Source organism: Bariatricus sp. HCP28S3_A4 (assembly GCF_052066395.1).
GTDB lineage: Bacteria > Bacillota > Clostridia > Lachnospirales > Lachnospiraceae > Allocoprococcus.
On sequence record NZ_JBQHSE010000003.1, the window covers coordinates 122777 to 135289 of the forward strand.

At 47.4% G+C, this 12513-nt stretch carries 11 protein-coding genes; all 11 read right to left on the reverse strand.

All coding sequences use genetic code 11. The features are described 5' to 3' along the window. Window positions 1–2: 2 nt before the first annotated feature. Genes ACTNBF_RS02565 through ACTNBF_RS02615 form a run of 11 tightly spaced genes read right to left on the reverse strand, consistent with a single transcriptional unit; the run spans window position 3 to window position 12513 of the window. Window positions 3–1610 (reverse strand): peptide ABC transporter substrate-binding protein, encoded by a 1608-nt coding sequence (locus ACTNBF_RS02565; RefSeq protein WP_441088706.1) that lies wholly within the window; start codon window positions 1608–1610, stop codon window positions 3–5. A gap of 17 nt (window positions 1611–1627) precedes the next feature. Beyond that, complete coding sequence (locus tag ACTNBF_RS02570) at window positions 1628–3409, reverse strand: dipeptide ABC transporter ATP-binding protein (RefSeq protein ID WP_441088707.1); 1782 nt, start codon at window positions 3407–3409, stop codon at window positions 1628–1630. A gap of 3 nt (window positions 3410–3412) precedes the next feature. Further along, window positions 3413–4201, reverse strand: a complete 789-nt coding sequence (locus ACTNBF_RS02575) for an ABC transporter permease (protein WP_427820615.1) — start codon at window positions 4199–4201, stop codon at window positions 3413–3415. Further along, entirely contained in the window at window positions 4198–5115 is a 918-nt protein-coding gene (locus ACTNBF_RS02580) for an ABC transporter permease (protein ID WP_427807232.1), read from the reverse strand. The genes ACTNBF_RS02575 and ACTNBF_RS02580 overlap by 4 nt, the downstream gene beginning before the upstream one ends. A gap of 2 nt (window positions 5116–5117) precedes the next feature. Beyond that, window positions 5118–6722 carry a uroporphyrinogen-III C-methyltransferase gene (gene cobA / locus ACTNBF_RS02585; RefSeq protein WP_427807231.1) on the reverse strand — a complete coding sequence of 535 codons (1605 nt, stop codon included), beginning with the start codon at window positions 6720–6722 and terminating at the stop codon, window positions 5118–5120. Beyond that, window positions 6712–7599, reverse strand: a complete 888-nt coding sequence (gene hemC, locus ACTNBF_RS02590; protein ID WP_427807230.1) for a hydroxymethylbilane synthase — start codon at window positions 7597–7599, stop codon at window positions 6712–6714. The genes cobA and hemC overlap by 11 nt, the downstream gene beginning before the upstream one ends. Beyond that, entirely contained in the window at window positions 7587–9113 is a 1527-nt protein-coding gene (locus ACTNBF_RS02595; RefSeq protein WP_441016756.1) for a cobyric acid synthase, read from the reverse strand. Before ACTNBF_RS02595 ends, hemC begins: the two co-directional genes overlap by 13 nt. After that, window positions 9076–10182, reverse strand: coding sequence for a pyridoxal phosphate-dependent aminotransferase (locus ACTNBF_RS02600; RefSeq protein WP_427807228.1), 1107 nt, complete (start codon window positions 10180–10182; stop codon window positions 9076–9078). The genes ACTNBF_RS02595 and ACTNBF_RS02600 overlap by 38 nt, the downstream gene beginning before the upstream one ends. 44 nt (window positions 10183–10226) lie before the next feature. Next, window positions 10227–11183, reverse strand: a complete 957-nt coding sequence (gene cbiB, locus ACTNBF_RS02605) for an adenosylcobinamide-phosphate synthase CbiB (RefSeq protein ID WP_427807227.1) — start codon at window positions 11181–11183, stop codon at window positions 10227–10229. Continuing rightward, a complete protein-coding gene (locus ACTNBF_RS02610; RefSeq protein WP_441088708.1) occupies window positions 11180–11761 on the reverse strand; it encodes a histidine phosphatase family protein in 582 nt (193 codons plus the stop codon). The genes cbiB and ACTNBF_RS02610 overlap by 4 nt, the downstream gene beginning before the upstream one ends. Next, entirely contained in the window at window positions 11752–12513 is a 762-nt protein-coding gene (locus tag ACTNBF_RS02615; protein WP_427807225.1) for an adenosylcobinamide-GDP ribazoletransferase, read from the reverse strand. The genes ACTNBF_RS02610 and ACTNBF_RS02615 overlap by 10 nt, the downstream gene beginning before the upstream one ends.

A 12513-nucleotide genomic window follows, 5' to 3' on the forward strand; every position in this document is an offset into this window, starting at 1 on the left:
TCCTACCTCCTGTCTGCGTACCGGTATTCCAGTGCACCGGTAGCGGCTATCTGCGTAATCCCGATAATTTCCGGCCGTATCAAATTGCAGCTCTTCATCGAGAATAACGGTATCACATAAAACTGCTTTCCCACCGCAAGCTGTTCCGCCTGATGAAGAAGCTGTGATCGTTTCTCCGGATCCGTCTCAGAGTCCGATGCCTTTACCAGTGCATCATATTCTGCATCCTTCACTCCGCTGCAATTATATGTACTGTTGGTAAGAAGGAGCGACAAATAGGTATATGGATCTGTGAAATCCGCCGTCCAGTTCATCCGGCACAATTCAAAATTTCCTGCATGGCGATCGGAATAATTAACCTGAAGTTCCTGCGCCTTCAGTTCCACGTTGATATTCAGATTTCGTTTCAGCTGTTCCTTCAGAACCTGCGCCGTATCCGAATCCAACTCCAGTGTAGGGTAATTATAAGTCAATGTCGGGAAGCCCTCTCCGTTCGGATAGCCTGCTTCCGCCAGCAGTTCTCTGGCTTCTTCTATATTCTCTTCAAATGGAGGATCCGCTTCTTCCACAAAATAATTGCCGGTAGCCTTATCTTTCATGCGCTTTGCGACAAGATTGACGGTAGGTTCCGTATCATCGCCTACGATTTTACAGAGTTCTTCCCGCTCGATTGCGAGACTCAGTGCTTTCCGGACCCGCACGTCCTGAAGCGGCTCCACATCCAGATTCGGGTAAATGTACCGTGTTGCGATCTGATTTGTCACAACCAGATCTGCTTTTCCCTGATACAGTTCCATAACATAGGATGGGAGAGAAGTCGCCACATCCACTTCTCCCGCCTCATATGCATTCGCCATGGACTGCTGATCTGCAAAAAAGCGGTACGTGATTCTGTTCAATTGGATCTGATCTGCATTCCAGTACCGTTCGTTCTTTTCCAGCACAAAATACTGTTCCGGCACATATTCTTTCAGATAAAAAGGACCGTTTGAGACACTGGTCGATGGATCTTTATCCCAGCCGTTTCCGGTCTCAGTCGCATATTTCTGACAGGATGGCGTATAGACCGGAAGGCGCAGCAGATCCAGGAAATACACACAGGGACTTTCAAGATAAAAAATCAGTGTATACTCATCCGGAGTCTCCACCCTCAGTTCTTCTATCCCTTTTTCCCCATTATAGATTGCCTCTGCATTCCGGATCGGAAAGAGATAGACAGCATATCCGCTCTGGCTCACCGGATCCAGCGCACGCTGCATTGTATTTACAAAGTCAGAAGAAGTGACCGGACTTCCGTCCGACCACACCGCCTCTTCCCGCAGATGAAATGTCCAAATCGTTGAGTCTTCATTCACTTCATAAGATTTAGCTGCGCGGTACTCAATCCTTCCATCAGAGTCATATGTCAGAAGTTCATCCAGTGCAGTTACAGAATACGCGAGGTAGGTCAGCGCGATACTTCCGGCCGGATCCATTGATCCGGTATCTGCACTGATTGCCACTGTAAGCTCCTTCTCTTCATTTCTTATTTCATCTTTCTTTTGGCTACAGCTGCCGCAAATCAAACTGACAGCAAGAAGCACTGTCAATACTGCATATATTCTCTTCATCCTGTCTCTCCTCTTGTTTACCGTTCCGTATATAAAAAACATGCCACTCTTCGTCCATCGATTGAATACATCTTTGGACGTTTTCGATAACAATACGCTCTGACATCCGGACATTTTCCGGCATAAGGACAACCATGTGACTCTTCCTCTCTCATATTTGTATTCTCCAGATTCATATTTTCAGATTCTGAGTTCTGCCTTACACTTTCTGGTTCTGTTCTGTGTCCTGCATTCAGAAGTGCTCTGGTATAGGGATGAAGAGGCTTCCTATAAACCTCATCTGTGTAGCCCTCTTCAACCATCGTTCCCAGATACATCACACACGTTCTCTGGCATAAAAAGTGCACTGCATGTAAATCATGAGAAATAAATAAAATTGTCACTTTCTCTTTTTTCTGTATTTCCTTTAATAGCCTCAGTATCTGTTCCTGCACCGGAAAATCCAGTGCCGATACCGGCTCATCGCAGACCAGGAAGCTGGGATTTCTTAAGAGTGCACGGGCAAGAGCAAGTCTCTGTCTCTGTCCTCCCGAAAATTCATCCGGATATTTCGTCAATACCTCTTCTCCCATTCCAACTCTTTCCAATACTGTTACATAGTGCTCTCTCATTTCTATTTTGTCTGTTTTCCCACCGGCAAAAATCGTCTCCGTCAACATTTGTTCGATTGTTAATGCCGGATTCAAAGCTGTAAGAGGATTCTGGAAAATCATACGTATTCCTTCCTGATGCCGGTTCTTTTTCCATTTTCTTAAAGGCACAATAGGCTTTCCCATATACCGAATTTCTCCCGCATCCGGTCTCAACATTCCGGTTATCATCCGTGCAAGCGTCGTTTTACCACATCCGCTCTCCCCGATTATGCCATAGCATTCTCCTCGAAAAATCGTCAGACTCACATCCTTGACCGCTTCTGTCACTTTGTAAGATTTACTCACATGCTCAAGCTTCAGAATCTCTTCTGCATTTCTTTGGACCTCCCGAAGTTCCCTCTGACCCAGATTTTTCACACATCGCAGCAATTCTCTTGTATATTCGTGTCTGGGTGTTTGGAAAATCTCTTCCACAGAACCTTCTTCTATCAGACTTCCTTCCTTCATAACCAGAACTCTGTCGCAGATAGAAGCGACCGCACTCAGATCATGACTGATCAGCATGACTGCCATGTCATTTTCTTTTGCGATCCGCCGAAAAAGGATCAGAATATCTTCCTGGATGGCTTCATCTAACGCAGTCACCGGCTCATCCGCAATTAAAACAGACGGATGACAGGCAAGCGCAAGTGCGATTGAAACCCTTTGGCACATTCCTCCCGACAGTTCGAACGGATACTGCTTCATTACCTCTTTCTCCCGCGTGATCTCCACCATTTTGAGAAGCTTACCGGCTTCTTGTTCCGCATCTTTCCTTCCACATCGAGCATGCTCTCTTATCGTCTCTGTCAGCTGTTTTCCCACCGTCATTGCAGGATCCAGATACGCCGACGGTTCCTGGAACACCATAGAAATTACATGTCCTCTCAATTTCTTCATCTTTTCCGGACAATCCCCGCCCATTTCGTGGTATCCTCGCAGGATTTCTTCTCCTTCGGCTTCCATATACCCAAAAGAAACCTCTGTCTCTGAAGAAAGCAGTCCCAAGACCGCTCGCATTGCCGTGGTCTTTCCACAACCGGATTCCCCCACCAGTCCAGTGATTTCTCCCTCTCTCAGCTCAAATGAGAAATGGTTTACTACACCGTCTCCTTCCTGCCGTTTATGAAATTTTACACTTAAATCATCTATTTTAAGTAAACTCATAACCTAATTCTCCCTGACGATCAGATTCAGCGAAAAGATCAATAAGACCAGCACCAGTACCGGCCACATCATTTGTGTAGGATAAATCTGCATCTGGCTTCTTGCCTCCTGGATCAGAGTTCCAAGACTTGCAGCCGGTGCAGCAATTCCAACACCCAGAAAGCTCAAAAAAGCCTCTGTGAAAATAGCTTCCGGGACAAGCAGTACTGCGTTCAAAATCACTTTTTCCTTCAGATTCGGAAGCATCTGTTTGATCAGAATCCGCATTGCCCCGGATCCCTCGAGACGGGCCGCAAGAATGTAATCCATCTCTTTTAATCGCAGAATCTCGCCACGAACTACGCGCGCCATCCGTGTCCACCCGGAGATACAGATTCCCAAAATCACCGTTTTTACACTGGCTCCGAAAAGCAGCATGAACAGGATGACATACAAAAGCGATGGAATCGAATCCACAATATCTGCTGCCTGCATCATGATCATATCCGTTTTCTTTCCGGCATATCCGGCAATCCCGCCATACAGAAGTCCCACTATCGATGAGATCAGACTGGCAAGAATGCCCACCTTCATACTGATTCCGGCCCCATACCACACTCTGCTGAAAATATCACGGCCAAATTTATCGGTGCCAAACAAATGCATCAAAGAACTACCTGCATTTCTCAGATCTGCATTCTGCGTAACCGGATCATAAAACGGAAGAAACGGAACCAAAACCGTAAAAAAAGTCAATACCAGCAGTATACAGATTCCCAGACGGCTGTATTTACTTTTCCAGAAAGTCTTCATTTGCTCCTCCTTACCGACGGTTCCAGTATCATGCGCAGGATGTCCATTGCCAGATTAACGATAATAACGACCATTCCCATAAAGATTGTGAGTCCCATGATCATCGTATAATCTCTTCCGGATACCGCATTCACAAATTCTCTTCCAAGTCCCGGGATATTAAATACCGTTTCCGTCACAAAACTTCCGGTAATGAGATAAGCGGCCGCAGGGCCCAGATACCCCAGGATCGAAGTCCACGCATGCCTCAGAATATGACAATACAAAATTTTCTTCTGGCTGATTCCCCTCGCTTTTGCCATGACCACATATTCTTTTGCAGACTCCTCCCGTATGGACTGGTTCATCATTCTAGCCACAACCGTAGTCGGATATAAAGCAAGAGATAAGACCGGGAGCACATAATGCGCCCGGGATAAAAGACCGGAAACCGGAAACCACCCAAGCTTTACTCCAAATATCAGCAAAAGCAAGACTGCCGCCGCAAAATTCGGAATCGCACCTCCAAGTACAGTTCCGATAAAAATTCCTTCTCTTACCAGAGTCTTTCTACTGCACGCCTGACAGATTCCCAGCGCCGTTCCCAGAACAAGCGCCGTCAGGATTGCCAGTCCTCCGACTTTCACCGTATACGGCCAGGCCCTTGCGATTACATCAGAAACCCGTACACCCTGCTTTTTATAAGAAATCCCCATATCTCCCCTTAACAAGCCTGTCAGGTAATTCTTATACTGAACTGCTGCCGGTTCATCCAGTCCATATTCTTTTTCCATCGTTTCTACCATATTGGGTGAAATGTTGCTGCTCTGAAATGGGCTTCCGGGCATACTTCTCGTCAGGAAAAATGTAACCGTGATCAGAACAAACAAAGAAAAAATGCCTGTTAAAATTCTTTTTATAATATAGTTCCCCATATTCATTCTCTTTTCGTATTCTGCAGGAAATGATCACAAATTGTCTGAAGGATTCCTTCTTCTGAGGCTTCTTCTGCCGTCAGAATCTGTAGTGCATTTCTCTCGTCCGATGTCTTCATGCAACGCTCGGCTTCTCTTTTTGTCTGCTCCCCGATACAAACTGCACACATGTTTTCAAATCCACTCTTCTCGAAAGAAGCCACGAACCCTCTTACCGTAGAAGCGCTGGTAAATGTTACGATATCAATTTCTCCATTTTCAAGCAGATGCTTCACTCTTCCGGTCACAGCATCATTTTCTGTATACACCGTAGTATAGAGCGGAATATCTTCAACAGCAAGTCTCTTTCTCGCAAGTGGAGGCAACAATTCGGGAGATCCCTGCTCCGCCCGCACAATGACGATATGACTTCCCGGAGCTGCCTTTTCTGCAATACAAGTTCCCAGACTCTCCGCGTTAAAAATCTCCGGAACCACATCCGCAAAAATGCCTGTTCCTGCAAGCTCCCTTTCTGTTGCAGCACCGATTGCGGCAATTTTTATATCCGCCGGTCCCCCAAGCAGCTGCCGCAGATCGATTTTAAGATGTTTCAGTTCCTGAAAGAATACCCGCACACCGATCACACTGGTAAATACCAGCCATTCCTGATCGGCACATGTTCCGAATTTTTTCATCACTTCACATAGTCTCTCATTCGGCGAGATCACCTTGGTACGTATAGTAGGCATTTCAATGACCTGTGCTCCTAATGTTCTCAGCCACCCAGCCAGATGTCCCGGATTTTCCCTGGGTCTGGTCACTACAATCTGTTTCCCGTTAAGAGGCAGAGCTGCCCTCCAAGCAAACCGTCCTGCCAGTGAACAGACCGACCCGACTACGACCAATGCAGGTGTCCCGATTCCGGAAAGCAGGACTTCGTCTTCCAAATGTTCCAACGTGGAAACCACATTTTTTTGTCCAGCCGTTGTTCCTTTCGCTATGACAGCTGCCATGGTATCTGGATCCATACCTGCATCCATAAGTCCACGACAGATCTTTCCAAGCGAAGTGATCCCCATGAGGAAAACCAATGTCCCCTTTAATGAAACCAACGCCGGATAATCGATCCGGCTGCTTCCGTCTTTTCTCGGATGTCCTGTAATTACATGAAAAGAAGACGTGTAATCGCGATGTGTCACCGGAATTCCTGCATAGGCCGGAACAGCTGCTGCAGATGTAACTCCCGGAACCACTTCAAATAGTATTCCGTGTTCCGCAAGCACTTCTGCCTCCTCTCCTCCTCTTCCAAACACAAATGGATCCCCGCCTTTAAGACGGAGTACCTTTTTTCCTTCCATTGCCTTTTCCAGCAAAATCTGATTGATCTCTTTTTGCGGGACAGGATGATTTCCCTGGCGTTTTCCTACATCAATCATTTCTTTTTCATCCGGAATCAAGCTGAGGATTTCTGTACTGACCAGTGCATCATATACGATTGTATCTGCCTCCTCCATGATTTTTCTTGTTTTTATTGTTAATAGGCCGACATCGCCGGGTCCTGCTCCCGCAAGCCATACCTTTCCTTGCTGCTCCATGTCCGTCTCCCTGATTTTTTTATCAATCACCATATTTCCGTCTCATCTCTTTTGCAAGCAGGGCGCCTGCTTCCTGCGCTTTTTGACAAGTCCCCGCGATCTTTTCCTTAAAAAACCGACCATCCGACTCACGATAATAAAGTCCCGACAGACAGAGTTCTTCCCCTTTCGTCCTCGCGTGTGCCGCAACCGGTGATGTACACCCTCCTCCCAGTTCCGCAATAAACTGCCGTTCAGCAAGCGCTGCTGCTCGCGTCTCTCTGTGATCCAGAATCTCTTCCCAGATCCAGTTTTCTCCTTTTCTTCCCTGCACTGCCAAAATCCCCTGACCCGCTGCCGGGATCATTTCCTCCACATCGAAATATCTTCCGATCCGCGACTCCATCCCCAGCCGTTGAAGTCCTGCTGCCGCCAGTACAAGAGCATCGTATGACTCCGTCTCCAGCTTCTCCAGGCGGGTCCGGATGTTTCCCCGTATTCCTTCAAATCTGCAGTCCCCAAACCGTTCTGCCATCTGGATCTGCCTTCTCCTGCTGCCGGTCCCAATGATCTGTAGCCTTCCCGTTTGCACGGCCTGCTCTGAATAGACCAGCACATCCCGCGGATCTCCTCTTTTCGGAAATGCAAAGACCGGTAACTCCTTCGATATTTCCGAAGGCATATCTTTCAGACTGTGCACTGCCAGATCGATCCTGCCCTCCATGAGTGCATGATCCAGTTCTTTCACAAACAGCCCCTTTCCCCCGATCTTCTCAAGGCTCTGATGCAGGATCTTATCTCCGGTTGTTTTCATCGTTACAATTTCAATTTCCAGTTCCGGATGAAACTGCAAAATCCGTTTTTTTACAATTTCGGCCTGTATCACCGCAAGCTTACTTTTTCTGCTTCCGATTCGAATCACAGACTGCATGGCATCTTCATCCCTTTCTCAATTACTTCATAAATATAATTCATATCCAGATTCTCCCGCAGGGCATCTGCGAGAAGGTCATATTGATTTTCCTTATATCGGTTGTAATCCATCGTCATGACTTGATCCGTATCCACTCCCTTTGCTTTTAAGACAGCCCTTACCAATCCGTCCGACACTTCAGCCGAATCAAAGATTCCATGGATATAACAACCATACACATTTCCCTGCCAGGTGCCATCCACTTTTCCCGTCTCTTCATGCAGTTCTTCCTGAATCTTAAGGAGCGGGTTTCCTTTTCTCAGAGTTGTCCTGCCCATATGGATCTCATATCCTTCCAGATGTGATCCGGAAAGTCCGCTTAGGATTCCTTGTGTATCACCGAAACATCCATGAATTCTGCTCCTTGTCTTTTCCCCCTGAAAAACAGTGCAAACCGGAAGCAGTCCCATTCCCTGAATGCTGCCGCCTTTTTCCACCTGTTCAGGATCAAGAATCTCCTCTCCCAGCATCTGATATCCGCCACAGATCCCGAAAACTAATTTTCCGGAAGACGCATGCCGGAGTATTTTCCCTTCCAGACCATTCTGGCGCATCCACAACAGATCTTCCATCGTATTCTTGCTCCCCGGGATCAGAACCGCATCCGGATTACCAAAATCCCTTGCAGATGAGACATATCGGACAGAAAGTTCTTTCCTGTGTTCCAGCGGTGCAAAATCTGTAAAATTCGAGATTCTCGGAAGCCGTATGACAACAATGTCTGCCAGGCCGGAACCACCTTTTCTTTCAAACCGCTCCGTCAGACTGTCCTCTTCATCAATGTCAAGGTGCAGATACGGTACCACCCCACAGACCGGTATCCCGGTTCTTTCCTCCAACATCGTAAGTCCCGGTTTCAGAATTCCTTTGTCCCCCCGGAATTTGTTGATGATGGTTCCTTTGACCCGCATCCTCTCATGTTCTTCCAGAAGTTCAATCGTCCCCACGATCTGTGCAAACACTCCGCCACGATCTATATCGCCCGCCAGAAGGACCGGCGCATCCACCATATCCGCCAGTCCCATATTGACAATATCATTTTGTTTCAGATTGATCTCGGCCGGACTCCCGGCACCTTCGATCACAATAACATCATACTGTTCTTCCAACCGATGATACGCTTCCAGAATCATCGGTATATATTCTTTCTTTTTTCGAAAATATTCCGATGCAGACATCGTTCGCGTCACTTCACCCCGCACGATTACCTGCGATCCCGTATCCGTGGTCGGTTTCAGCAGGATTGGATTCATATCAACAGACGGCTGAATACCTGCCGCCTCAGCCTGCATCACCTGAGCGCGCCCCATCTCCAGACCTTCCGTGGTGATAAAGGAATTGAGTGCCATATTCTGGGATTTAAACGGTGCTACGCGAAGGCCGTCCTGCTTCAGAATGCGGCATAGCCCTCCGACAAGAATACTCTTGCCCACATTAGACATCGTTCCCTGGATCATGATCGATTTCGCCATCTGTCTCCTCCGTTTCTTCTACCTTCACACTCTTCGAATATATATCATACAATGCTTCCAGCAATCTGTGATTATCCCCGCGCTGCCGGATCGCAATCCTGTAAAATCCTTTCTCGAGTCCCCGGTAATTGCTGCAGTCCCGGATCAGGATCCGATATTCCTTCATCTTCTCAAACAGATCCAGATCACTTTTCAGCAAAATGTAGTTTACTTCCGATGGGAAGAAGGTAACTCCAATCTCCGCCAGCCCTTCTTCCATCCATTTTCTTTCCCTGGTAATAAATTCCCTGGTCGTCTGCACTCTTTTCTTTTCCTTAAGTGCCGCAAGTGATGCCGCCTGAGCAGGGATTGATACATTCCAGGGCTGCCGACATCGTTCCATTTTCTCCAGAATGCTTTCATTTCTACTCACTGCATACCCCGAGCGGAGTCCGGGCATGGCATGCATTTTGGTAAATGCCCGGATCACCATGAGATAACTGCTCTTTGCCGCTTCTTTTATCATTGTCATTTCGGATGCATTCTCCATAAAATCCAGAAAACATTCATCCAACACCATAAAGATCTGTTTTTCTTCACATATTCTCAGTATTTTTCGAAGCAGTCCTTTCGGCACGCTTCTTCCGGACGGATTATCTGGTGAACAAAGGAACACTATATCCACATCATCCCGCAAAAACTCCAGGAAATCCTCACCCAGCGCAAATCCTTCCTCCTCTTTCTTTTCATGATACAGAATTTCACATTCCTCTGTCTGAAGGGCCTGCTCATACTCTGCAAACGTCGGAACACTGATGACTGCCTTCTTCGGACGCACCGCACGAACCACATCGTAAATCAACTCTGCAGCGCCGTTTCCAAAGACGAACTGTTTTCCCGGTATTCCGGTGTCTTTTTCCAACGCCTCTCTCAGCTTCCCGCACCGGCTGTCCGGATAATTACCAATCTCAGCGACTGCCTTTCTCGCCGCTTCCATCACTGCCATACTTGGTCCAAACGGTCCTACATTAACGGAAAAGTCTGTCATTCCCGTGTATGTGTAAATATCTCCGCCATGTATATATTCCAATGTTCTTCCCCTTTCTGTTGATTTGTACACTTCTTCTGTTATTTCTAAAGAACCACAATCCGGAGAAGGCCCAGTACGATCAGCGTTAACACCGCTGTTCCGTCCATCAGACGGCCCGCCCGGACAATATCCTCCGCCTCTATTTCTCTGACCGGATCACCGATCGTTTCCTTATGATATAATTTTCCAAAATAATATGCATCTCCCGCCAGCTGTACTCCCAGCGCCCCTGCGCAGACTGCTTCTGTCTGTGCCGAATTGGGACTGGCATGTTTTCTCCGGTCACGCAAATAGATCCGAAGGGCTCCTTTGCCATCCATTCCAAGGCAAAACGCACTCAGTATCATAAAAAATGCGGAAAGCCTTGCCGGAATATAATTGAACAGATCATCCATTTTCGCAGCAAACCTTCCGAAATACAGATACTTGTCATTCTTATATCCTACCATGGAATCCATCGTATTCACAGCTTTATAGAAAAATCCGAGGGGCGCCCCGCCTATCATCAGGTAAAATAGTGGCGCGATCACCCCGTCAGATGTATTTTCAGCCACCGTTTCTACAGCTGCCTTTGTCACACCCTGCTCACTCAGATTTTTCGTGTCCCTTCCGACGATCATGGAGACCGCATATCTCGCTCCAGGAAGATCATGTTCCTTCAAACGATCATACACCTTCCGACTTTCCGTTTTCAGTGATTTCCCCGCAAGAATCTGATAGCACCAGAACATTTCCACGACAAATGCCAGCCACGGATTTACAGAATTTATAAAGTATAAAAGAATTACAGGAATCCCTGTCGAAGCGATAACGACTGCAAACCAGAGAACGATCCCCGCCACGTGCAGCGCCCGGTCTGTTTCTCCGCATATCGCCCGAAGCACCTTTTCCATGATTTCAATCCATTTCCCAATCAGCCGCACCGGATGATACAGCCACACCGGATCCCCCAAAATGGCATCCAGCACAAAACCTGCCACACAGACACAAAGTATTCTCATAGTTTCTCAATCTCCGCAAAATATTTTCTGCCGGACTTCCATGCTTCGTCCGGAACCTTAATTCGAAATCCTTCTCCGTTTGCCGCCTGCCAGTGATAAAATTCTCTGTGTTCCGGATCAAACGTTTCCAGAATTGACATGATTGTTCCTCCGTGAACAACAAAAGCGGCATTTTTACAGGCATCCTTCTCAAGCTGATCCATCATATGCTCAAATCCCTGCACACACCGTTTCCGGAATTCATCATGACTTTCCCCTCCCGGAAATGGCATCGTACCGCCGGAATCAATCCATCCCTGATAAAGCGGATTCGCTGACAATTCTAAATAATTCTTACCTTCAAACTCTCCAAAATCACATTCCCTAAGGCTATCACAGACAGTCTGTGTCTGCCCGGGGAAGAGGATCTCCGCGGTCTGCCTGCAACGTTTCATCGGGCTTACAATTACCCGCTCGGTCTTCAGCTCCTGCATACGCTGTGGTATCGCCATCCGGTCAAGCGGCTCATCCGTTCTTCCGATATATCTTTTTTCCAGATTCCCTTTTGTCTTAAAATGACGGATCAATATCACTTCCATGCCTGCATCACCACCATTCCTGTCAGCATGGCAAGTTCACTGACCTGAAGGAAAAATCCTGCCAGATCCCCTGTCACTCCTCCAAATTGTTTTCTGCAGATCCTGCGATAATAGACCCAGGAACAGAAAACGCCGATGGCCGCTCCTATCGAAGCACGTGCATCCGTCCACAACATCAGCGCAGCTCCCGCAAGCAGCCACAGGACAGACGTAATCTGCACCGTTCTTTTCTGTGCGCGATCCTTAAAGGTCCGCGCAAGCCCGCTGTCTTTCGCCGCAGGAAAAGTGACCACCGAATATCCGCTGAGGGCTCTGGAAATGACATAGATACACGCAGCCGGTGCCAGCATTTCTTCCGTAAGTTCCGACCAGATTCCCAGACTCCACACCAGATAACATCCCATTCCCATGACAGCGAATGCTCCGCTGTGAGAATCCTTCAGAATTTCCAGCTTCTTTTGCCGGTCCCCGCAGGAACCAAGCGCGTCCATCGTATCCATAAATCCATCCAGATGAATTCCGCCGCTTACCACGACAGGGAGTAACGTCATCACCGCCGCGAGCAAAATTCTCCCTACAGAAAGATGGTACATCACGCTTCCGGCAAGATACTGTATACCCCCTGTTACCACGCCTATCAGCGGGAAAAAACACATCGCATACTTCATATTTTTTTCATTCCATTCGATCACCGGCATCGGGATCCTGGAATACATGGAACATGCAATGATCAAAGATTGTATCCAATTCAT